This window comes from Caulobacter sp. GW822-FHT07D08 (assembly GCF_058798735.1).
The window spans coordinates 1-23879 of record NZ_JBXAKU010000028.1 but is presented as its reverse complement, the minus strand read 5'-3'; the positions used below and the strand labels follow the sequence as shown (position 1 = coordinate 23879).

21 protein-coding genes are annotated in these 23879 nt (G+C 68.5%); 8 read left to right on the top strand and 13 right to left on the bottom strand.

Going from position 1 to position 23879, the window contains the following annotated elements:
• Positions 1-39 precede the first annotated feature (39 nt).
• Complete coding sequence (locus AC1RJ9_RS26875) at positions 40-246, bottom strand: hypothetical protein (RefSeq protein WP_492841609.1); 207 nt, start codon at positions 244-246, stop codon at positions 40-42.
• Between the two features lie 227 nt (positions 247-473).
• On the opposite strand from AC1RJ9_RS26875, the gene cysD reads away from it, so the two are divergent.
• Both cysD and cysN read left to right on the top strand, forming a co-directional pair.
• On the top strand, positions 474-1439 hold the full coding sequence (cysD, locus tag AC1RJ9_RS26870) for a sulfate adenylyltransferase subunit CysD (protein ID WP_492841607.1): 966 nt from the start codon (positions 474-476) through the stop codon (positions 1437-1439).
• A complete protein-coding gene (gene cysN, locus AC1RJ9_RS26865; protein WP_492841605.1) occupies positions 1439-3346 on the top strand; it encodes a sulfate adenylyltransferase subunit CysN in 1908 nt (635 codons plus the stop codon). The genes cysD and cysN overlap by 1 nt, the downstream gene beginning before the upstream one ends.
• On the opposite strand, the gene AC1RJ9_RS26860 is transcribed toward cysN, so the two are convergent.
• From AC1RJ9_RS26860 to AC1RJ9_RS26845, 4 genes are all read right to left on the bottom strand, one after another.
• A complete protein-coding gene (locus tag AC1RJ9_RS26860; RefSeq protein ID WP_492841603.1) occupies positions 3334-4533 on the bottom strand; it encodes an MFS transporter in 1200 nt (399 codons plus the stop codon). The two genes, cysN and AC1RJ9_RS26860, sit on opposite strands and share 13 nt — an antisense overlap.
• 1 nt (position 4534) lies before the next feature.
• Positions 4535-6244: a methionine--tRNA ligase gene (metG, locus tag AC1RJ9_RS26855; protein WP_492841601.1), complete on the bottom strand. Its 1710-nt coding sequence runs from the start codon at positions 6242-6244 to the stop codon at positions 4535-4537.
• 234 nt (positions 6245-6478) lie between these two features.
• Positions 6479-8011 carry an acyl-CoA carboxylase subunit beta gene (locus AC1RJ9_RS26850; RefSeq protein WP_492841599.1) on the bottom strand — a complete coding sequence of 511 codons (1533 nt, stop codon included), beginning with the start codon at positions 8009-8011 and terminating at the stop codon, positions 6479-6481.
• Between the two features lie 129 nt (positions 8012-8140).
• Positions 8141-8863 (bottom strand): ATP12 family chaperone protein, encoded by a 723-nt coding sequence (locus tag AC1RJ9_RS26845; RefSeq protein WP_492841597.1) that lies wholly within the window; start codon positions 8861-8863, stop codon positions 8141-8143.
• A gap of 53 nt (positions 8864-8916) precedes the next feature.
• On the opposite strand from AC1RJ9_RS26845, the gene AC1RJ9_RS26840 reads away from it, so the two are divergent.
• Positions 8917-10350, top strand: a complete 1434-nt coding sequence (locus tag AC1RJ9_RS26840) for a DUF1800 domain-containing protein (protein WP_492841595.1) — start codon at positions 8917-8919, stop codon at positions 10348-10350.
• On the top strand, positions 10347-11621 hold the full coding sequence (locus tag AC1RJ9_RS26835) for a DUF1501 domain-containing protein (protein WP_492841593.1): 1275 nt from the start codon (positions 10347-10349) through the stop codon (positions 11619-11621). The genes AC1RJ9_RS26840 and AC1RJ9_RS26835 overlap by 4 nt, the downstream gene beginning before the upstream one ends.
• Positions 11622-11770: 149 nt before the next feature.
• Here AC1RJ9_RS26835 and AC1RJ9_RS26830 read toward each other — a convergent pair whose 3' ends face one another.
• Together AC1RJ9_RS26830 and crcB are read right to left on the bottom strand one after the other, a co-directional pair.
• A complete protein-coding gene (locus AC1RJ9_RS26830) occupies positions 11771-12766 on the bottom strand; it encodes an RluA family pseudouridine synthase (RefSeq protein WP_492841591.1) in 996 nt (331 codons plus the stop codon).
• Entirely contained in the window at positions 12763-13146 is a 384-nt protein-coding gene (gene crcB, locus AC1RJ9_RS26825; protein ID WP_492841589.1) for a fluoride efflux transporter CrcB, read from the bottom strand. The genes AC1RJ9_RS26830 and crcB overlap by 4 nt, the downstream gene beginning before the upstream one ends.
• A 164-nt stretch (positions 13147-13310) precedes the next feature.
• Here crcB and AC1RJ9_RS26820 point away from each other — a divergent pair, with 164 nt between their 5' ends.
• Positions 13311-14543, top strand: coding sequence for a hypothetical protein (locus AC1RJ9_RS26820; RefSeq protein WP_492841587.1), 1233 nt, complete (start codon positions 13311-13313; stop codon positions 14541-14543).
• Here the strand turns inward: AC1RJ9_RS26820 and AC1RJ9_RS26815 are convergent, their stop codons facing one another.
• From AC1RJ9_RS26815 to AC1RJ9_RS26790, 6 genes are all read right to left on the bottom strand, one after another.
• Complete coding sequence (locus AC1RJ9_RS26815; protein WP_492841585.1) at positions 14544-15053, bottom strand: CC0125/CC1285 family lipoprotein; 510 nt, start codon at positions 15051-15053, stop codon at positions 14544-14546. It lies immediately after the preceding gene.
• A gap of 11 nt (positions 15054-15064) precedes the next feature.
• Positions 15065-15880: an RluA family pseudouridine synthase gene (locus tag AC1RJ9_RS26810; protein WP_492841583.1), complete on the bottom strand. Its 816-nt coding sequence runs from the start codon at positions 15878-15880 to the stop codon at positions 15065-15067.
• On the bottom strand, positions 15877-17178 hold the full coding sequence (locus AC1RJ9_RS26805; protein WP_492841581.1) for a replication-associated recombination protein A: 1302 nt from the start codon (positions 17176-17178) through the stop codon (positions 15877-15879). The genes AC1RJ9_RS26810 and AC1RJ9_RS26805 overlap by 4 nt, the downstream gene beginning before the upstream one ends.
• A gap of 34 nt (positions 17179-17212) precedes the next feature.
• Positions 17213-18649, bottom strand: coding sequence for a DegQ family serine endoprotease (locus AC1RJ9_RS26800; protein WP_492841579.1), 1437 nt, complete (start codon positions 18647-18649; stop codon positions 17213-17215).
• Positions 18650-18727: 78 nt separating this feature from the next.
• Complete coding sequence (locus AC1RJ9_RS26795; RefSeq protein ID WP_492841577.1) at positions 18728-19978, bottom strand: TCR/Tet family MFS transporter; 1251 nt, start codon at positions 19976-19978, stop codon at positions 18728-18730.
• 106 nt (positions 19979-20084) lie between these two features.
• A complete protein-coding gene (locus AC1RJ9_RS26790) occupies positions 20085-21320 on the bottom strand; it encodes an alkaline phosphatase family protein (protein WP_492841575.1) in 1236 nt (411 codons plus the stop codon).
• 163 nt (positions 21321-21483) lie between these two features.
• On the opposite strand from AC1RJ9_RS26790, the gene AC1RJ9_RS26785 reads away from it, so the two are divergent.
• From AC1RJ9_RS26785 to AC1RJ9_RS26775, 3 genes are read left to right on the top strand one after another with little or no spacing between them, the layout of a single operon-like run.
• Positions 21484-22395: an ABC transporter ATP-binding protein gene (locus AC1RJ9_RS26785; RefSeq protein WP_492841573.1), complete on the top strand. Its 912-nt coding sequence runs from the start codon at positions 21484-21486 to the stop codon at positions 22393-22395.
• Entirely contained in the window at positions 22395-23222 is an 828-nt protein-coding gene (locus tag AC1RJ9_RS26780; protein WP_492841571.1) for an ABC transporter permease, read from the top strand. Before AC1RJ9_RS26785 ends, AC1RJ9_RS26780 begins: the two co-directional genes overlap by 1 nt.
• A gap of 2 nt (positions 23223-23224) precedes the next feature.
• Positions 23225-23770, top strand: a complete 546-nt coding sequence (locus AC1RJ9_RS26775; protein ID WP_492841569.1) for a sugar O-acetyltransferase — start codon at positions 23225-23227, stop codon at positions 23768-23770.
• The last annotated feature ends 109 nt before the right edge of the window (positions 23771-23879 follow it).

The following is a 23879-nucleotide window of genomic DNA, read 5'->3' as shown; positions in this document are numbered from 1 at the left end:
CCGTTGCGTTCGCGGGGTCTGGGCGCCTTGCGCGCGTGTTCACGCGTCGCGCGCGGTCGCCTCGGCCGTTCCGCGAGGCGCATTCACCGCGATCGGCGCGCCGCGCGGCGAGCGGGCGACCGTCCTGGCCGAGGCGCTCTTGGCGTGCGGGCAGACGGCGTGCTCGACGCTCACCCCGAACTGGCAGAGCGCGAACGAGGACAGCCAGACGACCGCCACAGCCAGCATTTCCGTCAGAAAGCCCATAGCCCGTCCCTGGACCGATACCGGCGTTATGCTAGCGTTCTTGGACGGGGGCGAGTGAACTTTTGGTCATGAAGGTCGGTGCTCACCAGCCTTGGCGCCATGTCCACTGACAGCGCCCCCAGAATTCCAGCGGTTGTCCGCGGCCTCGCCCGGGCCTAGGTCGCAAGGTGACGCAGCGCGCTCCTCGACGGACGCGCTGGGACGTTTTTCCTTTGCGGACCCTCGCCTTGGCCCTTACCCAATTCGCACCCGCCGCGTACCCGCCGGACTCCGCAATGACCGAAATCTCGCCGGCGCGCCTGACCCACCTCCAGCGCCTGGAGGCCGAGAGCATCCACATCCTGCGCGAGGTGGCGGCCGAGTGCGAACGGCCGGTCATGCTGTATTCGATCGGCAAGGACAGCGCGGTGATGCTGCATCTGGCCGCCAAGGCCTTCTACCCCAGCAAGCCGCCCTTCCCCCTGCTGCACGTCGACACGACCTGGAAGTTCCGGGACATGTACGCTCTGCGCGACAAGGTGGCGTCCGAGCTGGGCTTCGACCTGATCGTCCACAAGAATCCCGACGCCGAGGCGCGCGGGGTCAATCCGTTCGACCACGGCAGCGCCCTGCACACCGACCTCTGGAAGACGGAGGGCCTGAAACAGGCCCTCTCCAAGTACGGCTTCGACGCGGCCTTCGGCGGCGCTCGCCGCGACGAGGAGAAGAGCCGGGCCAAGGAGCGGGTCTTCTCTTTCCGCTCGGCAGAGCAACGCTGGGACCCGAAGAACCAGCGGCCCGAGCTGTGGAGCCTCTACAACACCCGCAAGCACCCGGGCGAAAGCCTGCGCGTCTTCCCGATCTCCAATTGGACCGAGCTGGACGTCTGGCAGTACATCCACCTCGAGACCATCCCGATCGTGCCGCTCTACTTCGCGGCCGAACGGCCGGTGGTCGAGCGCGACGGGGCGCTGATCATGGTCGACGACGACCGCTTCCGCCTGCGCGACGGCGAGGTCCCGCAGATGCGGAGCGTCCGTTTCCGCACCTTGGGCTGCTACCCACTGACGGGCGCGGTCGAGAGCGCCGCGGCCACCCTCCCCCAGGTCATCCAGGAAATGCTGCTGACCACGACGTCGGAGCGCCAGGGCCGGGTCATCGACCATGACCAGTCCGCCTCGATGGAGAAGAAGAAGCAAGAGGGCTACTTCTGATGGCGCACCAGTCCGCCCTGATCGCCGAGGACATCGACGCCTACCTGCATCAGCACCAGCACAAGTCGCTGCTGCGCTTCATCACCTGCGGCAGCGTCGACGACGGCAAGTCCACCCTGATCGGCCGCCTGCTGTACGACAGCAAGATGATCTTCGAGGATCAGCTGGCGGCCCTCGAAGCCGACAGCAAGAAGGTCGGCACCCAGGGCGGGGCGATCGACTTCGCCCTGCTGGTCGACGGCCTGGCCGCCGAGCGCGAGCAAGGCATCACCATCGACGTCGCCTACCGCTTCTTCTCGACCGAGAAGCGCAAGTTCATCGTCGCCGACACCCCCGGTCACGAGCAGTACACGCGCAACATGGTCACCGGCGCCTCGACCGCCGACGCGGCCGTGATCCTGATCGACGCGCGCAAGGGCGTGCTGACCCAGACGCGGCGCCACAGCTATCTCGTGTCTCTGCTCGGCATCCGCCACGTGGTGCTGGCCGTGAACAAGATGGACCTGGTCGGCTGGGATCCGGCGGTATTCGACCGGATCGTCGCCGACTATCGCGCCTTCGCCGAGCGGATCGGCCTGACCGTGTTCACGCCGATCCCGATCTCCGGCCTGGGCGGCGACAACATCGCATCAAGCAGCGAGCATACGCCCTGGTTCAAGGGGCCTATCCTGATGGACTGGCTGGAAGGCGTGGAAGTCGAGGACGACCTGCGGTCCAAGCCGTTCCGCATGCCGGTGCAGTGGGTCAATCGCCCGAACCTCGACTTCCGGGGCTTCTCGGGCCTGATCGCCTCGGGGAGCGTCAAGCCAGGCGACCGCATCCGCGCCCTGCCCTCGGGTCGCGAGAGTCGCGTGGCCCGCATCGTCACCTTGCCCGGCGATCTCGACCAGGCCGTCGCCGGCCAGTCGGTGACCCTGACGCTCGAGGACGAGATCGACATCTCGCGCGGCGATGTCATCGCGACCGCCGACGCGCCCGCCCCGGTCGCCAACCAGTTCGAGGCCACGCTCGTCTGGATGGACGACGAGCCCCTGCCCCCGGGCCGCACCTATCTGCTGAAGCTGGGGACGAGGACGGTCGGCGCCAGCGTCACCGACATCAAGCACCGCGTGAACGTCAACACGCTGGAGCACACGGCCGCCAAGCGCCTGGAGCTGAACGAGATCGGCCTCGTGAACCTTTCACTCGACCAGGCGATCCCGTTCGAGGCCTATGCCGACAACCGCCAGATGGGCGGCTTCATCCTGATCGACCGCCTGTCCAACCGCACCGTCGGCGCCGGGATGATCAACTTCGCCCTGCGACGGGCCGACAACATCCACTGGCAGCACACCGACGTCACCAAGGCCTCGCGATCAGCGCTGAAGAGCCAGCGCGGCCAGGTCGTCTGGCTGACGGGCCTCTCCGGCGCGGGCAAGTCGACCATCGCCAATCTGGTCGAAAAGCGCCTGCACGCCCTGGGCCGCCACACCTATCTGCTGGACGGCGACAATGTCCGGCATGGGCTGAACAAGGATCTCGGCTTCACCGAGGAGGACCGCGTCGAGAACATCCGCCGGGTGGCCGAGGTGGCCAAGCTGATGGTCGACGCCGGGCTGATCGTGCTGACCGCCTTCATCTCGCCGTTCCGCGCCGAACGCCAGTTGGCGCGCGACATCCTGGAACCCGGCGAATTTATCGAGGTCTTCGTCGACACGCCCCTGGCCGTGGCCGAGGCGCGGGACGTGAAGGGCCTCTACAAAAAGGCCCGCTCTGGACAGCTGAAGAACTTCACCGGCGTCGACAGCCCGTATGAAGCGCCGGAAGCCCCGGAGCTACGCATCGACACCACCGCGATCGATCCCGTGGAAGCGGCTGAACGGATCGTGGCCTGGCTGGAAGGCCAGGAGATCGACTACACGATCTGAGATCTCGAGCGGCGCGACAGCAGGATCGCGCCGCCCAGGCCCAGCAGGGCCATGAAGGCGGTGGCCAGGTAGCCGTACGCCCCCAGCCGATCGAACAGCGGCCCCGACGCCAGGGTCGCGATGCCCAGCGTGAAGCCCGACGACAGCGCGGAGTTGATCGCCTGGGCCGGCGACGCGGCGGCCGGCGGGGCCAGCTTCTCGATCAGGCGCAGCGAGGCCAGGAACGAGGCCGCGAAGGTCATGGCGTGCAGCATCTGCAGCGGGAACAGCGCCCACAGCGGCGGCTCGAACGCGTAGAGCGTCCAGCGCAGCACGGCGGCGCTGGCGCCCAGGATCAGGAACCGCTCCGGTCCCCAGCGGCGGCGCAGCGGCTCCAGGAACCACATGAAGCCGACCTCGGCCGCGACGCCCACGCCCCACAGGACGCCGATCATCGGCTCGGAGATTCCCTGCTTGCGCCAGAGGATGGCCGAAAAGCCGTAGTAGAAGGCGTGCGCGCCCTGGATCAGGCCGGCGGTGACCACCGCCAGCACGAAGGTGCGATTGCGCAGCAGCTCGGAGAGGCCTTTCCAGCGCTCCGACCGGTCGGGCTTGGCGCCTTCGGCGTGGACGCGCTCGGGCGGCACGAGCACCGCGGCGGCCAAGGCCGCGATGAAGCAGGCCGTGGCGATCCAGATGGCGATGATGGTCGGCGCGGCGAAAGTCAGGATCGACCCCATGGCCAGGTTCGCCGCGATAAAGGCGCTGGAGCCGGTGCCGCGCGGGATCCCGTAGTTGAAGCCCTCGATCCGCGCCCGGCGCAGAGTGATGATGTCGATCAGCGGCGAGACGGTCGACAGCAGGGTCTGGCCGACGAACCAGGCCAGGATGAACCACCACAGGTTCGGAGCGGCCAGCAGGCCCGCATAGCCCAGTCCCGCTCCGACCAGCAGCAGCAGCATCGGCGTGCGCCGCAGGGTGAAGCCATCGGCCCACACAGCCAGCGAGGCGCCGGTAAAGGGCTTCAGCAGCAGCGGCACGGCCAGGATCAACCCGATCTCGCCGCCGCTCATGCCGCGCGAGCGCAGATAGGTGCCGATATACGGCAGGCTGACGCCAGAGCTCAGAAAGATAGCGGCGTAGAATAGGCAAAGGCGGACCAGGGTTGGGAGCCCCTTCCCGTCCGCCCTGTACGCCGTATCCGGCACCTTAGTCCGCGCCGCCGAAGCGAGCCGTCCATTCGGCGATCTGCTCGTCCTCGATCTTCTTGAACAGGACGTCCGGCACCGTCACCTTCGCGCCGACCGTCAGCACGTCGAGCTCGACCTTGGCGTCGTTCGACGGCCACGGGGCCGGGTAGTCCAGGCCGAACGCGTTACCGATCGTCTCGGCGGCGAACGGGATGAACGGCGCCGAGAGCTTGGCGTAGAGGGCCACCAGGTTCAGGGCCGTGCGAACGATGACGGCGGCGCGGTCGCGATCGGTCTTGATCGCGGTCCACGGCGCGGCCTCCTGCAGGTACTCGTTGCCGACCACCCACAAGGCCCGCAGCGCCTGGGCGCTCTTGCGGATCTCGATGGCGTCCATCTGTTCGGAAAGATCCGCCAGGCGCGCCGAGACGTCGGCGAACAGCTTCTCTTCCAGCGGACCGGGCTCGCCGCCCGCCGGCACCACGCCCTCGAACTTGCTCTCGTTGAACTTCAGGATGCGGTTGACGAAGTTGCCCAGCACGTCGGCCAGGTCGCGGTTCACGGCGCTGGCGAACTGCTCCCAGGTGAAGGCCGTGTCGCTGCTCTCCGGCGAATTGGCCGTCAGGTACCAGCGCCACAGATCCGGCGGCAGGATCTCCAGGGCCGCGTCCATGAACACGCCGCGCTTGTTCGAGGTCGAGAACTTGCCGCCGTACCAGTTTAGCCAGTTGAAGGCCTTGAGCATGTCGACGCTCTTCCACGGCTCTTCCGAGCCCAGGATGGTCGCGGGGAAGCTGACCGTGTGAAAGGCCACATTGTCCTTGCCCATGAACTGGACGTAGCTGACATCGTCGGCGCCCGCGTCGGTGCGCCACCAGCGCTTCCAGTCGCGGTCGGGCGAGCCCTCGGCCCATTCCTGGGTGGCGGCGATATATTCGATGGGTGCGTCGAACCAGACGTAGAAGACCTTGTCCTCGAAGCCCGGACGCGGAACGCCGTCCTTGGCCACCGGAATGCCCCACGCCAGGTCGCGGGTGATGCCGCGGTCGATCAGGCCTTCATCGAGGTGCTTGTAGGCGATCGAGCGAGCCAGCGGCGGCCAGTCGGCGTGGCTGTCGACCCAGGCCCTGATCTTGTCGGCCATCTTGGTCTGCAGCAGGTAGAGGTGGCGGGTGTCGCGCACCTCGATGTTCCGCGAGCCCGAGATCACCGAATACGGATTGATCAGGTCGGTGGGGTCCAGCAGGTTGCCGCAGTTGTCGCACTGGTCGCCGCGCGCCTTCTCGAAGCCGCAGTGGGGGCATGTGCCCTCGACATAGCGATCCGGCAGGAAGCGCTTGTCGTCGACCGAATAGACCATCTGGTCGACGCGTTCCTCGATCAGGCCGTGATCTTCCAGGGCCTGGCAGAAGTGCTGGGTCAGACGGTGGTTCTGCGGCGAGGACGAGCGGCCGAAGTGATCCCACGACAGGCCGAAGGCGCGGCCGACATCGTGCTGAAGGATGTGCTGCTCGGCGCAATAGGTGGCGACGTCCTGACCCGCGGCGGTCGCCGCGAGTTCGGCCGGCGTGCCATGTTCGTCGGTGGCGCAGATGTAGAGGGTCTCGTGCCCCTGGGCCCGCTTGAACCGCGCATAGACGTCGGCCGGCAGCATCGATCCGGCAAGGTTCCCCAGATGCTTGATGCCGTTGATGTACGGCAGGGCCGAGGTGATCAGGATGCGAGCCATGCGGGCGCGGCCTTTCGGGGAGTCACGGGAAGCTTAGAAGCGTCCGCATATAGAAGGGTCGGGCCGGAAGGGAAAGGTTTGGCCGTACAAGCCCCCTCCACCCGCGTTCGCCGGTCCCCCTCTCCCAAGAGGGGGAGGAGAAAAAGCAGCCGCGACTATTCTCCGCCTCGCTTTGGCGGCGGACGGACCGCGCTTAGCGCGGTCAGGTGGGGGCCTGTGCTGAGCTCGCCATCCCTACAGCGGAATATTGTCGTGCTTCTTCCAGGGGTTGGACAGTTCCTTCCCCTTGAGGCTCTTGAGCCCCCGCACGATCCGGCGGCGGGTGCCGTGGGGCATGATGACGTCGTCGATATAGCCGCGGCTGGCGGCGACGAACGGGTTGGCGAAGCGGTCCTTGTACTCGGCCTCGCGGGCCGCGAGCGCCTCGGGATCCTTGGCCTCCTGGCGGAAGATGATCTCCACCGCGCCCTTGGCGCCCATCACGGCGATCTCGGCGGTCGGCCAGGCGTAGTTGAGGTCGCCGCGCAGGTGCTTGGAGCTCATCACGTCATAGGCCCCGCCATAGGCCTTGCGGGTGATGACGGTGATCTTCGGCACGGTGGCCTCGGCATAGGCGAAGAGCAGCTTGGCGCCATGCTTGATCAGGCCGCCGTACTCCTGCTTGGTCCCCGGCATGAAGCCCGGGACGTCGACCAGGGTGATGATCGGGATGTTGAAGGCGTCGCAGAAGCGCACGAAACGCGCGGCCTTGCGGCTGGAATCGATGTCCAGCACCCCGGCCAGCACCTGCGGCTGGTTGGCCACGATCCCCACCGTCTCGCCGTCCATGCGGGCGAAGCCGACGACGATGTTCTTGGCCCACTCGCTGCTGATCTCGAAGAAGTCGGCCTCGTCGACGATCTTCAGGATCAGCTCCTTCATGTCGTAGGGCTTGGCAGCGTCGGCCGGGACCAGGGTGTCGAGGCTGGCCTCCTCGCGATAGGCCGTATCGAAGCTCTCGCGCTCGGGCGCGGGCTCGCGGTTGGACGAGGGCAGGAAGTCGACCAGGCGGCGCACCTGGGTCAGGGCTTCAAGATCGTTCTCGAACGCGCCCTCGGCCACGCCCGACTTGGCGGCGTGGACCCGGGCCCCGCCCAGTTCCTCGGCGGTGACGACCTCGTTGGTCACCGTCCTGACCACGTCGGGGCCGGTCACGAACATGTAGCTGGTGTCCTTGACCATGAAGATGAAGTCGGTGATCGCGGGGCTATAGACGTCGCCGCCGGCGCAGGGGCCCATGATCACGCTGATCTGCGGGATGACGCCGCTGGCCAGGGTGTTTTCCAGAAAGATGTCGGCATAGCCGGCCAGGCTGTCGACGCCCTCCTGGATGCGCGCGCCGCCGGCGTCGAACAGGCCGATGATCGGCGCGCCGACCTTCATGGCCTGGCGCTGGACCTTGATGATCTTCTGGGCGTGGGCGTTCGACAGGCTGCCGCCGAACACCGTGAAGTCCTTGGAGAACAGGTAGACGACCTTGCCGTTGATCGTGCCCCAGCCGGTGACGACGCCGTCGCCGGGGATCTTCTGGTCCTGCATGCCGAAGTCGGCGCTGCGGTGCTCGACGAACATGTCGAACTCCTCGAACGAGCCCTCGTCCAGCAGCAGGTCGATGCGCTCGCGAGCGGTCAGCTTGCCCTTGGCGTGCTGGGCGGCGACCCGCGCCTCACCGCCGCCGGCCCTGGCCTGCTCGCGACGGCGGTCGAGTTCCTCGAGAATGTGCTGCAACGCGCTAGCTCCCTGCCCGGATCTTCGTGCTGGTGGTTCGCCCACCTTGGAAACTCAAGCCCTAGCGAGGCCAAGGGGTGCAGGCAAGACGGACCTTGCGGCGCCGCGGAGTACGGAAGGTCTCGCCCCCTAACGGAGCGCGGCGAACCAGCGGTCGATCATCTCGGCCTCGACCGCCAGGAACGCCACGCGGGCGGTCGCCTCGGCGTCCTCTCCCCACTGCTCGGCCTGGAAGGCCTCCTCCAGGCGCGACAGATCCAGGGCCTTGCGGCCGGTCAGACGGCCGGCGCGAACGGCCAGGGCCAGCACGGTCGAGCCGTAGAGACCTGCGGCGAAAGCCACCCCAGCCAGGCTGAAGTCGTCCAGGGTCAGGGCCAGGGCCTCGACCGCCGCCAGGGTGGCCGGCGGCTGCGGCTGGTGGATGATTCCGCCGACGGGGGTGAACACCAAGCCATGCTCGGCCTTGGCCCAGTCCAGGATCGCGCCCCACTCGCGCTCCTGACGCTCGACCAGCGGCGTCGGGTGTTCGGCGCGGTAGCAAAGATGGTCGGAGGCCGCGTAGGCGGTGATCTCCTTGGCCACCTCGGCGCGGGTCTCGGCGATACGGTCGATCGCCGTGAAAGCCAGGCGCGTGGCCGGCATCAGGCTGTTGTCGATATACTCGACCTGGGCCTCCCACTCGGCGGCGATCGTGTCGGCCAGGGCTTGGTTAGGCAGGATCAGCGGCTTCCTGGCCGGCGACTTGGGCGTGCGGCCGTCGAGCTGAACGGCGAAGCCCCCCTCGACCGGGACCGCGACGGCGGCCTTGTAGAAGCGCTTGGGTTTCAGCAGCAGCTCGGACTTGTCGGACACGGCGAGAACTCTTTTTCGGGCCGCGCGACGGAACGGCCAATGACCCGCGTTGAATGAGCAAGATCGCGTGTCAGTGCAAGGGAGAGCGCCGCTTGAGCCTACCGTCCAAGGACATGATGGCCGCCATCGCCGTCACCCGGTTCGGCCTGGGCGCCCGCCCCGGCGAGATCGACGCCGCCGGGGCCGATCCGCGGGGCTTCCTGGCCGCCCAGATCCGTCGCGAGGGCGCCGACATCCCGCAGGACGGCGGCGAGAGCGCCGCTCAACGCTTCGAACAGATGCGCGACTACCAGCGGCAGCAGAAAGCCGCGCGCCAGAAGAAAGATGGCGAGACTCCCGACGATGCGGCCCTGCAAGCCGCGAAGGCCGCCCAGATCGCCCTGCGGGACAAGGTCAATGCCGACTTCCTGGCCCGCGCGCGCCTGGCGACCAATACGCCAGCGGGCTTTCGCGAACGCTGGGCGCTGTTCTGGGCCAACCACTTCACCGTCTCGGCCACCAAGCAGATCACCTCGGTGCTGATCGGCCCGTTCGAGCGCGAGGCGATCCGGCCCCACGTATTCGACAGCTTCGAGAACCTGCTGGTCGCCTCGTCGACCCATCCGGCCATGCTGACCTATCTGGACCAGGCCCAGTCGATTGGTCCGAACAGCCAGGTCGGCGTCCGCAGGCGCGGCGCCCGGGCCGGACTGAACGAGAACCTGGCCCGCGAGATCATGGAACTGCACACGGTCGGCGTCGACGCCGGCTATACGCAAGGCGACGTCACCGAGTTCGCCCGCGCCCTGACCGGCTTCTCGGTCGGCCGCGACAACGAGGACCGCCAGGGCCAGTTCGTGTTTCGCGACGCCGCCCACGAGCCCGGCGCGCGCACGATCATGGGCCGCCGATACGCCCAGGCCGACATCCAGCAGGGCATGGCGGTCCTGAAGACCCTGGCCGCCGACAAGCGCACCGCCCGCCACGTCTGCGGCAAGATCGCCCGCCACTTCGTCTCCGACACGCCCCCGCCCGCCCTGACCGCGCGGCTGGAGAAGCGCTGGATGGACACCGGCGGCGACCTCGCCCAGGTCGCCAAGGCCCTGGTCGAAAGCCCCGAGGCCTGGGATCCCACGCCCGCCAAGTTCAAGACGCCCTACGAATACACCCTGTCGACCTGGCGGCTGATCGGGGCCGAGCCGTCGGCGATCGAGCGCCTGGCGCCGATCCTCACGGGCCTGGGCCAGAAGCCCTTCTCGGCTCCCTCCCCCAAGGGCTGGGCCGAGGACGCCCAGACCTGGGCCTCGCCCGACGGCCTGGTCAAGCGGATGCAGTGGGCCCAGGGCTTCGCCGCCGCGGTCGCCGACCGCACCGATCCCAACGCCCTGGCCGTCTCGGCCTTGGGCGCGCGCCTGACGCCTCCCGTCGCCAAGGCCGTGTCGCGGGCCGAGACCCGCAAGGAAGCCTTCGCCCTTCTCGTGATGAGCCCGGAGTTCCAACGCCGATGACCGCTCAAATCAACCGCCGCTCGCTGCTGGGCCTGGGCGCCAGCCTCGGGATCACCGTCAACTTCCTGGGTTCGCAGGCCTTCGCCGCCACGGAAGGCGATCTCGCCAGGAAGAAGCTCGTCGTCGTGATCTGCCGGGGCGGCATGGACGGCCTGTCTGTTTCGCCACCGGTGGGCGATGCGAACTACGCCAACCTGCGCGGCTCGATCGCCCTGAAGCCCGACCAGGTGCTGAAGCTGGACGACACCTTCGGCCTGCACCCCGAGCTGAAAACCGTTCACGCCCTGGCGCTGAAGGGCGAGGCCCGCATCGCGCCCGCCATCGCCAGCCCCGACCGCGCCCGCTCCCACTTCGAGGCCCAGGACGTGCTGGAGACCGGCGCGGCCCATGTCTACGGGACCGAGACCGGCTGGCTGAACCGCACGCTGGAGGCCCTCGCCCCCGCTCGCAAGGTCGAGGGGCTGTCGGTCGGGACCACCGCCCCGCTGATCCTGCGCGGCAAGGTCCAGGCGGCCAGTTGGTCGCCCGGCAAGGGCGTCGACGAGACCGCGCGCCTGCCGACCCTGTTGCAGGACCTCTACAAGAACGACCCGATGCTGGGCCCGGCCTTCGCGCGCGGGCTGGAGACCGAGACCATGGCGCAGACGGCGATGACCGCCCTTTCGGCCACGCCGGCCATGAACATCGCGGCGGCCTCGACGCCGGCAAAACCGGGCGCCGCGCCGATGTCGCCCACCATGGCCAACGACCGCCAGAACCGCGCCGGCGGCGAGGCGGCGCGCAAGCTGGGTTCGACCCTGGGCGGCTTCATGATCCAGGCCGGCGGACCGCAGATCGCGGCGATCTCGCTGGACGGTTTCGACACCCACGCCGGCCAGCCCGGCCAGATCGCCACACGGCTGTCCTATATGGACGCGGTGCTGGGCGGCCTGCACGACGGCCTGGGCGCGGAATGGAAGAACACCGTGGTCATCGCGGTGACCGAATTCGGCAGAACGGCCCGCGTCAACGGCACCGGCGGCACCGACCACGGCACGGCCTCAACGGGCCTGATCCTGGGCGGCGCGCTGAAGAAGGGTGGCATCGTCGGCGACTGGCCGGGCCTCTCGCAGACCGCCCTGTTCGAGAACCGCGACACCGCCCCGACCCTCGACATGCGCGGCCTGTTCAAGGGCGTGCTGGCCGACCACATCGGCGTCGACCGCGCGATCCTGGAGCGCAAGGTGTTCCCGGACAGCGCGGCGGCGAAGCCGGTCACGGGTCTGGTCTAGCAACCCCATCACCGTCTTCCCCGGCGAACGCCGGGGCCCAGATACACCTCGAGCGGTTCGAGATGACGCGCCTCAAGCAGCGTCCACGGGCTAAGATAAGCGGGCTCGATCTGGGTCCCGGCTTTCGCCAGGAAGATCGGATTTGGAGATCAGCGCCGTTTGGTTTGGCGTCGGGCGAACGGTTCGGCGTCGGCCTCGTCTTCCGAAAAGCCGAACTTGCGAAAGCCTTCCTTCATCTCGGGGCTCAACGGCGCCTCGATGTGCAGCATGCCGGCCGAGGGGTGCGGCAGCAGGATCGAGCGCGCGTGCAACTGCAGCTTCAGCCCCTCCGACAGCGGCGCGGACTTGTCGTCGCCGTACTTGGGGTCGCCCAGGATGGGATGGCCCATGGCCTTCATGTGGGCGCGCAACTGGTGGGTGCGGCCGGTGTGCGGACGCAGGGCCATCCAGGTAACGCGCGGCCCGGCGCGGCTGATGGTGACGAATTCGGTCTCGGCCGGCTGGGCGTCCGGGTCCTTGGGCTGGGCCGGCACCACCAGTTCGCGATCACCGACCCCGCGCTTGGCCAGGTGCAGCTCCATCACGCCCTCGGTCGGGTGCGGATTGCCGGCGACGATGGCCCAGTAGGTCTTCTGCGCCTTGCGCTTGGCGAAGGCGCCCGACAGGCGCGCGGCCGCGGCGGGCGTCTTGCCCAGCAGCAGCACGCCCGAGGTGTCGCGGTCCAGGCGGTGGACCAGGCGCGGTCGATTGACGCCCTCGCCCCAGGCGCTCAGCAACTTGTCGACGTGGTGGGTGGTCTTGGTGCCGCCCTGAACGGCCAGGCCGGCGGGCTTGTTCAGCGCCAGGACCTCCTCGTCCTCGTATAGCACCAGCGATCTGGCGTAGGCGATGTCGCGCGGCGACAGCTTGGCCTTTTCGTTCGGATCGGGCGCGTCGGGCAGCGGCGGCACGCGGATCTGGCTACCGGCGACCAGCTTGGTGTCGGCCTTGGCGCGCGAGCCGTCGACCCGGACCTGGCCCGAGCGGAAAAGCTTGTTCAGCTGGATGTGGTTGAGGTGCGGCCAACGGCGCTTGAACCAGCGGTCGAGGCGGACCCCGTCCTCGCCGGCGTCGACGTACAGCGTGCGGACTTCCTTGATGCTCATGCGAAAACCTTGCGGGCGATCAGAAGGCCCGCGAACAGGGCCGCCACGGACAGAAGCACGCTGGCGGCGGCATAGGAGAAGGCTGGCAGATAGTCGCGCTTCTGGATCATCAGCGCGGTCTCCAGCGAGAACGAAGAGAACGTCGTGAAGCCGCCCAGCACGCCCACGCCCAGCAGCACGCGCCACTGTTCGCTTGAGGCGTTGCCGCGATGCGCCAGCCACGAGGCCAGGCAGCCCATCAGGAAGCCCCCGGCGATGTTCACGGTGAAGGTGCCATACGGCCAGCCCGTCCCCATGACCCGCATGGCGCCGACGCCGACCAGATAGCGCGCGACCGAGCCGACGGCTCCGCCAGCGGCCACCAGAAGCAGCTTGTTCATGAACGCCTTATGCGCCGAGCAGACGCCAGCGCCAAGCATCCAACGAAGTTCCCTTGATTTTCCCCGGTTTCTTTCACGGTAAACGCGTTTGGAAACCGTATTTCCGAACGACCGGTTAAGCGCGCTTCCCGCATTCTCCAGGGCGTATCAACAGCGCCAGACTCATGCCCTTCGACACCTCAACCTCTTCAGACGCGACCGAACGCGTGGCCCTTCCGGGCCCGGTGGCTCAGCGCCTGTCGGGCTCGGAGCTCGTCGCGCGCGGCTCGGTCAACGTGATCAGCATCAAGGCCATCCGGCACTGGGCCGGCGAATGGTGGAGCCAGAAGCGCGGCGACGTCTGGACCTATGTCGAGCTGAAGCTGAACGAACATCTGGACCGCAACGACATGCGGGCCCGCATTTCGGACAGCGAGTTCCTGATCGCCATGAACAACGACCAGGGTCTGGCCGCCCAGGCGACCAGCGTGCGGATCCTGGAAGACGTGCTGACCCATCTGCTGGGCAATGCCTCGGCGAAGGACCTGGGCATCCGTTCGGTGATCGGGCTGGAGAACGGCGAGGCCATCTGCAGGCCCATCGACCCCAGCGTGATCCTGGCCGCCCGCGCCCGCCGCGACTCCGCGCGCTCGCCGGTCCGCATTGAAGTGGATCCGGCTGACGAGGCCCGCCGCACCCCGGTGGCCTTCACCACCGCCGGCGGCGCTGCGCTGCGCGTGGACTTCACGCTCGAGCATGTGGTCAGCCTGCGGCGCAACATCACCACCGCCGTGCGGGTCGAGCCGATGGTCACGCACCTGGCCAGCGGTCGCCAGGCCTCGGCCCGCGCCCTGACCAAGCTGTCGGACCGCGATGTAGCCTTCATCGACGAGTCGACGCTGAAATACGCTGCGGTGTTCGCGCGCTCGGCCCAAGGCCACAACGCGCCCGAACTGATCCTGCCGGCCTCGTTCCGCACCCTGGGCACCCAGCGCGGCCGCGACCTGCTGACGGGCACCGCCGGCCTGTCGCTGAGCCTGCTGCGCGGCGGCTTGATGATCGAACTGGTCGACGTCACCCGCGGTACCCCCGCCGGCCGGCTGCTGGAGGTGGTCGGCCTGCTGCGCGCCCTCACCCGCGGCGTCATCGCCCGCGTGCCGCCGGACAAGGAAGCCCTGCGCGTGCTGCGCGACGCCCGCCTGGCCGGCCTGGCGCTGGACGCCTCCGATCTCTCCGGCGAAGCCGGCAAGATCGCCATGGAGATGATGGCTTTCGGTCGCGACGCCCGTGGCCTGGCCCCGATGACCATCCTGCAAGGCCTGCCCCAGGACGGCTATTTCGCCGCCGCCGAGACGGCCGGCCTCACCCACGCGGCGCTGCGCGCGAACTATCCGCTGGGCAAGAGAGCGGCGGCCTAACTAGACTCGCTGCCGGCCGTAGCCGACATTCTTGACCACGTCCCGCGCGTCGTAGGCGTCGCGATCGCGCGGCGTCGCGCCCTTGCCGAACACGACCTCGATCGAACGCGACACGGCCGGGCCCGGGCCGAGATTGAAGCTCGTCCCCAGTCCCACGCCGACACTGGAACGCCGGCCGAAGCTGGCCGAACCGCCGCCGACCGACACGCGCGGCCCACGGTCGTAGCCGCTGACGTTTGTCGAGCGGTCGGCGATCCGGAACCAGTCATAACCGTCGCGCAGGGCCAGTTCGGCGGCGCGCAACAGGGCGTAGTCGGCGACCTGGGCCTCCTTCGCGCCCGGCCCGCCCTGGAAAGTGACGCGATAACGTCCGGCTTCCAGGCGATATTCCGAATAGCCGACGTCGTTGGGCGCGCCGAGCTGGGCGCGATAGACGGTCGGGGTCGTCGCGCAGGCCGCCAGTAGGAAACCGGCGAGCGCGGCGGCGATCAGGGGTTTTGCGATCTTCATGGCGACTGTCCTCAGACCTGATCAACGGCCTCGGAACCTGGCTGTTCCGGAACCGCCAGATCCAGGGCCTGGAGCATGGCTTTGAAATCGGACGGAAGCGGGGCCATGACCTTGCGCTCGCCGCCCAGCGGATGCGGAAAAGTCAGGCGCGCGGCGTGCAGCATCAGGCGCGGCACGGCCACGCCGCCCAGCATCAGCGCCCCGCCATAGCGGCTGTCGCCCGCCAGCGGCCGGCCGATCGAGCCCATGTGAACCCGAAGCTGGTGCATACGCCCGGTGTCGGGCGACAACTCGACCAGCGCCGCGACGCCATTGCTGGCCAGGGTGCGGTAGCGGCTTCGGGCGGTCTCGGCGTCCGGATGGTCCGGCTCGCAGACCCGCATATAGGCCTCTCGGCCGATCGACTCTCGGCGCAACGGGCTGTCGATCATGCCGCCCTTCGGCTCGGGCGCGCCCGGCGCGACGATGGCGAGGTAGGATTTGCGGAAGCGTTTGGCCATCATGGCCTCGCCCAGGAAGGCCGCGCCCGGCTTGGTCTTGGCCGTCAGGATCACGCCCGAGGTGTCGCGGTCCAAACGATGGATCAGGCGCGGCCGAGCCTTTCCCGGCCTGGCGAACGCCCACAGCAGGTCGTCCAGCGTATGGGCCTTGATCCGCCCGCCCTGGCTGGACAGGCCGGCGGGTTTGTCCAGCACGATGACCGTCTCGTCCTCGTACAGCACCCACGACTTGGCCGTGTCGATCTCCTCGGGCGTCAGAGTGATCGGGCACTCGACGGCCTTGGGCTTGGCGACACCAGGGGGACGGCGGAATTTCGGACTGCTCATTTGCCGTCCTTACGCACCTTGCCCCAGGCTTCCAAGCGCTCACGCACTTTGGCTTCCGCGCCGACCGGCTTGGGTTCATAGAACCGTCGCCGCTCCATGCCGTCCGGGAAGTAGTTCTGGCCCGAGACGCCGCCCTCGACATCGTGGTCGTAGGCGTAGCCGTCGCCATAGCCGAGGCTCTTCATCAGCTTGGTCGGGGCGTTGAGGATATGCGACGGCGGCATCAGGCTGCCGGTCTCCTTGGCGGCGCGGCGGGCGGCCTTGTAGGCGTTGTAGACGGCGTTGGACTTGGGCGCAGACGCCATGTGGACCACGGCCTGGGCCAAGGCCAGTTCCCCCTCTGGCGAGCCCAGGAAGTCGTAGGCGTCCTTGGCGGCGGTGGTCAGCAGCAGGGAAAGCGGATCGGCCGCGCCGATGTCCTCGGACGCCATGCGCACCAGGCGGCGGGCGATGAACAGCGGGTCCTCGCCGCCCTCCAGCATCCGCGCCAGCCAATAGAGCGCCGCGTCGGGATCAGAGCCACGCACAGACTTATGCAGGGCCGAGATGAGGTTGTAGTGCTCCTCGCGGTCCTTGTCGTAGGCCGGGCGGCGCTTCTGCAGGAACTGGCCCAGCTGGGTCGTATTCAGCGGGCTGTCGGTCCCGATCGAGAACAGGGTCTCGGCCAGGGTCAGCAGGTAGCGGCCATCACCGTCGGCCATGGCGACCAGGGTCGAACGCGCCTCGGCGTCGATCGGCAGCGGCCGGTTTTCGGCGACCTCGGCGCGCTGCAGCAACTGGTCCAGCGAGTCCTCGCCCAGGCGTTTGAGCACGAAGACCTGGCAGCGGGACAAGAGAGCGCCGTTCAGCTCGAAGGACGGGTTCTCGGTCGTGGCGCCGACCAGGGTGACGATCCCCTCCTCCACGAACGGCAGGAAACCGTCCTGCTGGGCGCGGTTGAAGCGGTGGATCTCGTCGACGAACAGCAAGGTGCTCTGGCCGGCCGCGCGGCGCATGCGGGCCTGCTCGAAGGCCTTCTTCAAGTCGGCGACGCCCGAGAAGACCGCCGAGATCTGCTGGAACTCGTAGCCGCCGGCCTTGGCCAGCAGACGCGCGATGGTGGTCTTGCCGGTGCCAGGCGGCCCCCACAGGATCATCGAGGCCAGGCGATGGGCGGCGGCCATGCGGCCGATGGGGCCTTCGGGACCCAGGAGATGCTGCTGGCCCACCACCTCGTCGAGGCTCTGGGGTCGCAGGCGGTCGGCCAGCGGCGCCGGCGCGTGGGGCGTCAGGCCGGCGGCCTGGAAGAGATCGGACATGAGTCCTTTCTAGCAGGCCGCCGGGCCCAAGTCGTCAGCCCGAGAAGCGGGCCGTGATCCGCTGGCCGTTGCGCTCGATCGTCACCACCCAGTTGCGGGTCGGCAGCTTCGCGGCGGCGTTGAGGTCGGCCACCGTATTGACGGCGCGGCCGTTGACCTCGCGGATGAAGTCGCCCGGCTGCAGGCCGATATTGGCCGCGTAGCCGCCGCCGATCTTGGTCACCAGCACGCCCTTGCCGACGAACGGGTCGACGTCCAGGTCCTGGGCCACGGCCGGCGACAGGTTGACCACGGTGGCGCCGTTGAACGGGTTGGAGCCCGACAGGGTGCGCTCGTCGCGGGCGGGGGTCTCCGGCGCGGCCTCGGCCCGGACGGTCAGCGTCTGCTCCTTGTCGTTGCGATGGATCTGCATCGGCACGCGGTCGCCGACCTTGTGGGTGCCGATCGCGAAGGCGCCGCCGCCCTCGTCGTTCACCGCACGACCGTCGATCGACAGGATGACATCGCCTTCCTTGAGGCCAGCGCGATCGGCCGACGAGCCAGGATAGACCTGGGCCACCAGCACGCCGCGCGGGACGGTCATGCCCAGGCTCTTGGCGATGTCGCCGGTGACCGGCTGGCCCTTCACGCCCAGCCAGGGCCGCACGACGCTGTGGCCGCCGCCCAGCGCAGCGCCCACCACCTGGCGGACCACGGCGGCGGGGATGGCGAAGCCGACGCCCGAGGACGAGCCCGACCGCGAGATGATGAAGGTGTTGATGCCGACCAGGTCGCCGTCCATGTCGACCAGCGGGCCGCCCGAATTGCCCGGATTGATGGCCGCGTCGGTCTGGATATAGCTGCCGAAATTGGCCGCGCCGACGTCGGTCCGGGCCAGGGCCGAGACGATGCCGTTGGTCACGGTCTGCCCGACCCCGAACGGATTGCCCAGCGCCAGGACGAGGTCGCCGACCTCCATCTGGTCCTGATCGTCGATGGCCATGACCGGCAGCTTCTCGCCCTTGGTGTCGATCTTCAGTACGGCGAGGTCGGCGCGCGGATCGTCCAGCAGAACCGTGGCCGGGAACTCGCGACGGTCGGCCAGCTGAACGGTGATGTCGCTCATCCCGTCGATATTGTGGTGGTTGGTGATGATCACACCGTCGGCGCGGACGATGGCGCCCGAGCCCAGCGAGCCCTGCACCTGGCTGCCGCCCTGGCCGCCGCCGCCCATGAAGAAGTCCCAGAAAGGATCGACGCGGCGCTGCACCACCCGGCGGCTGGCGACATTGACGACCGCCGGGGCGGCCTTCTTCACCACCGGCGAGAACGACAGCTTCATCGAAGCCGCGTCGGCCGGAGCGCGGCGGGTCGGTTGCGGCATGTCGGGAACGGGTCCGTTGCCGACCGATTGGGCATTGGACGGCCCGGCCGGATTCGAGCAGGCGGCCAGCAGGACGACGACGGGCAGCAGGGCGCGGATGGTCTTCAAGAAAAGGCTCCTAACGTTCCTCGGGAACTCAGCCGAGCTTTCTGGCGAGTCTAAGGCGTTTTGCGCGATGGTAAGGCTTCAGGCCGCCTGCGGTTCCGGCGCGGGCAGCGGTCGGGCCTTAGCGTAGGCTAACACGGTCGAAGCCAGCATCAGCGCCGCGGCGATCAGCACCGGCAGGCCCGGCATGTGCAAGGTCGTGTCGTGGCGGATGGCGAAGGCGAAAGGGAATAGGAACAGCGGCGGTCCGATGATCGAGGCGATGCCCATCATCGCCGAATTGGCGCCTTGCAGCTGGCCCTGTTCGTTCGGCGCGACGCGGCGGGTCATCAACCCTTGCAGGCCCGGCTGGATCAGGCCCGACAGCGCGAACAGCGGCAGGCCGCACAAATACAGCATCCCCGTCGGCGCCAGGGCGTAGATCATGAAGCCGGCGAAACCCGAGAACAGGCCGATCATCAGCGCCCCGCGCTCTCCGAACGCCTTGACCACCCGCCCGACCACCAGGGCCTGGACGATGATGCTGGAAACGCCGCTGGCCATCAGGGTCAGGCCGATGGTCGCCGGCGACCAGCCATAGCGGAAGCCCATATAGAGCACGAACACGCTGGGCAGGACGTTGTGCGCCAGCTGGAACAGAAAGCCGACGCCGGCCAGGCCCAGCAGGCCCGGATGGCGGTTCAGCAGCTGCAGCGAGCCGACGGGATTGGCCTTCGTCCAGTCGAAGCGCGGCTGGCGGCGCTCAGGCGGCAGAGACTCCGGCAGCACGAAGAATCCGTAGAGCCAGTTGCAGAGCGCCAGGGCCGCGCAGACCAGGAACGGCGCGCGATGGTCGAACTGCCACAGCCAGCCGCCCAGGGCCGGACCGAAGGTGAAACCGACGCCGAACGCCGCGCCCATCAGGCCAAAGCCCTTGGCGCGGTTCTCCGGCGTGGTGACGTCGGCGACATAGGCCGAGGCGGTCGAGAAGCTGGCCGCCGTCATGCCGTTGAAGATCCGGCCGACGAACAGCCACCAAAGGCTAGGCGCGAAGGCCATGAACAGGAAGTCGACGCCCAGGCCGAAGATCGAGGTCAGGATCACCGGCCGGCGGCCGAAGCGGTCGGACATCAGCCCCAGGATCGGCGAGCAGAAGAACTGCATCACGCCCCAGACCGTGGCGAACAGGATGTTCCAGTCGGCCGCGACGGCCGTGTCGCCGCCGCCGAACTGTTTCACCAGATTGGGCAGGACCGGGATCATCACGCCCAGGGACAGCACGTCCATGATCGCGGTGACGAAGATGAAGCCCAGAGCGGCCTGACGTTTGGCCCCGGTGATCGGTTGGTTCATGGATCGCCCTCCCCGGCCGTCTCTAGTTGGACGCTGTTCGCCCGGCTCGCAAGACCCGCCGGCAACGCTCCCCGCCATTCCGCGCGCTCCACGCCGCGGGCGACTGTCAGCGCAGCGCCTGGCTGATCACCTTCAGCGACCCGTCGCCCTTCTCGGGCTTCACGCCGGTCACCTTCGCCAGCAGCGGATAGACGTCGACATTGTCAAATACCGGCAGCACGACGCCCGGCCTGAACGAGGGGCCGTGGGCCACGAACACCGCGCGCATCCTGGCGTCATAAGGGTCGAAGCCGTGCGCGCCGCCGTCCTTGCCGTCCCACTTGCCGGGCTTCTTCCGGGCTTCCAGGGTCGTCGTGTACCAGCCGGTCTCCGACAGGCAGACGATGGCCGGCACGCGCCTGTTGCGGCCATAGTGGAAACGCGCCGGGATCCGTCCCTTCTTCCAGCAGGTCATGTGCGGCGGCGCGGTCTTGAGGAACGCCGTCTCGACCGCCTTGGCCTGGCCCGGCAGGGGCGAGAAGCTGGTCACCGCGCCCTTGGCGACGAGGTGGATCTTGGAGACGTCGATCAGGTCGTCCAGCACCACACGATGGGCGGCCGGCAACGGCGCCATGCCGTGATCGGCGACGATGATGAGGTCGGTCGTCTCGAAACGTCCGCGCGCCTTGAGCCCCTCGACCAGACGGCCGATGCAGCGGTCCAGTTCGACCAGCGCCGCCGTCAGCTCCGGAGAGTCCGGGCCGTAGTGGTGCCCCTCGGTGTCGGCGGCGTCGAAATAGAGGGTGGCGAAGGCCAGCGGCGGGCCGTCGGCGCTGTCCATCCAGGCCAGCACCTGGTCGATCCGCGCATCGTACGGAAGGTCATGCTGGTATTTCATCCAATGGCTGGGGCGGACGCCGTCGATCGCCGTCTCCGAACCCGGCCAGAACATGGCGGCGCTCTTCTTCCCCTGCTGTTCGGCCGAGACCCAGAACGGCTTGGCCTGGTTCCACCAGCGTGGGTCGTTGGAGGTCGGGCCGTTCATCACGAATTTGGGGCCGCCGATCACGGCGTCCTCCATCTCGTTGCCGACCACGCCGTTGCGGTCGGGACGCTTACCGGTCACCAGGGTGTAGTGGTTCGGATAGGTCAGGCTGGGAAACGAGGGGCGCATGGACCCGCGCGCCCCGTCGTCGGCCAGGGCCTTCAGGTTCGGCGTCACGCCACGGTCCAGATAGTCGGCGCGGAAGCCGTCCATCGACACCAGGAGCGTCAGATGCGGGGCCTTTTCCCGCGCCTGGACGCCACCGGCCAAGGCGAGGCTCACGGCCACGATCAGGGACAGCAGGCGAAAGACGGACATCGGCGGGCTCTTAGGCGGGGGGAACTGAAGCCCCCTGATCAGCGTCCGGTGTTACAGGGGTGTGACAGGAACCGCATGACCGGCTCTTAACTTGGCGGGCGCGCCCCGGGTCGCCATAGTCCCCCTCGCCTGCCGACTCGTTTCGGCGCTCGGAACTCCCCGCATGTCGATCGCCCTCGAGGCCGACCGCCTCACCAAGACCTACGGGGCGGTGCGCGCCCTTGACGACTTCTCCATCGCTATTCCGGCCGGCGGCGTGTTCGGGGTGCTGGGTCCCAACGGCGCGGGCAAGAGCACCCTGTTCCGCATCGCGCTCGGCCTCGTTAGGCCGACCACCGGCTCGGCCCGCCTGTTCGGCGCGGCGCCCGGCGACATCACCGCCCTGCGCAAGGTCGGAGCGATGATCGAGACGCCGCGCTACCCCGCCTATCTGACCGGCCGCGACACCCTGAAGATGCTCGCGCTCGAGAGCGGCGCGAAAAGCGCCGACATCGACGGCTGGCTGGAGCGCGTTGGCATCGCCCACGCCGCCGACCGCTCGACGGCCGGCTATTCGGTCGGCATGAAGCAGCGCCTGGGCCTGGCGGCCGCCTTCTTCACCAAGCCCGAACTCGTGATCCTGGACGAACCGACCAGCGGCATGGACCCGGCCGGCATCCAGGAGATCCGCGCCCTGATCGTCGACCTCGCCAAGCGCGAAGGCGTCACCGTCATCCTGGCCAGCCACCAGCTGGACGAGGTGCGGCGCGTCTGCGAGCGCGTGGCCATCCTCTCCAAGGGCAAGGTCGTGGCCGAGGGCGGCGTGGCCGAACTGACCGCCGGCGAGGCCCGCCTGCGCATCACCGCCGCCTCGCCGATCGCCCAGGTCCTGGGCGTACTGGGGGCCAAGGGCGTCGCCGACGGCGCGGACTCGGCCCTGGCCGACATCCGCCGCGAAGACGCCCCCGCCCTGATCCGCGCCCTGGTCGAGGCCGGGGTCGAGATCACCGAGGCCCGCTGGCGCGACGCCGACCTGGAGGGCGTCTACCTCCGGACTCTCGAAACGGCCCAGCCTTCGAACGAAGGAGCGCTCTGATGCTCACCGACGCCATCGCCGCCGAACGCTTCCGCCTGCTGCGCGACCGTTCGGCCCTGTTCTGGGGGTTCTGCTTCGCGCCGATCGTGGGCTTCCTGCTCAGCATCGGCGGCGACCTCTTCCTGCACTATGTGGTCAAGAAGCCGATGCCGGGTCTCGGGATCGGCCTGCTGGACCAGATGATCAAGGCGCTGGCGGGCGGGGCCTCGACCTTCGGGGCGCTGTTTCTGATGATCGGCGCGGCCGCCATCCTGGCCGGCGATTACCGCTGGGAGACCTGGCGGCTGCTGACGCCCCGCAACACCCGCCAGAACCTGCTGCTGGCCAAGCTGGTCGTGGTCGGCGAGGCGGTGTTCTGGAGCCTGGCCCTGACCGCCGTGCTGTCGGCCGCCGCGGCGGTGATCGGCGCGGGGATCAACGGCAAGGCCCTGGCCGTCTCGATGTTCGACCGCAACCTGTTCGACGTGCTCGGCGTCCTGGCCATCACCTGGCTGGAGGCCATGACGCTGGCGGCGCTGGCCGCCTGTATCGGGGTGCTGTCGCGATCGAGCATGGGCGTGGTCGTCGCCTGCCTGGGCGTGCGGTTCGTGCAGACGGTGCTGGCCAGTTCGCTGCGCATGATGGAACAGGGCCAATCCAGCTGGAAGCTGCTGGCCATCCCCGTCTATGACGCGGACCTGCTGCGCGCGACCCTGCTGGAACCGACCATGCTGGGCCAGACCGCCAGCTCGGCCGGCGCGGCCCTGGCCATGCTGGCGGTGTGGACAGCCGTATTGACGACCGGCGCGGTGCTGCTGTTCCGCCGCCAGGACCTGACCAAGGAGTAGGCGTGAAGACCCAGAAGCAACGTATGCTGGCCGGCGAGCTCTATACCGTCGACGCCGAGCTGCAGGCCGACCAGCGCGCGGCCCAGACCTGGATGGATCGCTATAACAGCTCCGGCCTCGACGAGCGCCCGATGCTGCTGGCCCAGGGCCTGGGCGCGGTCGGCGAGAACGTGGCCGTCCGCGCGCCGTTCTTCGTCGACTACGGCTACAACATCCGTCTGGGCGACGGCGTGTTCATGAACTTCAACTGCGTGATCCTGGACGTCGTCGAGGTCACTATCGGCGCGGCCACGGCCATCGGACCGGGCGTGCAGATCCTGACCGCCGACCATCCGCGCGATCCGGTCCAGCGCCGCACGGGCCAGGAGTCCGGCCAGCCGATCCACATCGGCGCCAATGTCTGGATCGGCGGCGGCGCGATCATCCTGCCCGGCGTGACCATCGGCGACGACGCGGTGATCGGGGCCGGCGCGGTAGTGACACGGGACGTGGCCGCCGGGGTGACAGTGGTGGGAAACCCGGCGCGGCCGGTTGCGCCGAAGGGTTAGGCACTGAAGCTACAAGCGGACGTGATGGGAGTCGTACCCATCCGGTGAGCGCCGCGGCGAGGATGGCGCCTATAGGGGATGAAGGTGTCCGTCGGTTTCGATCAGTTTG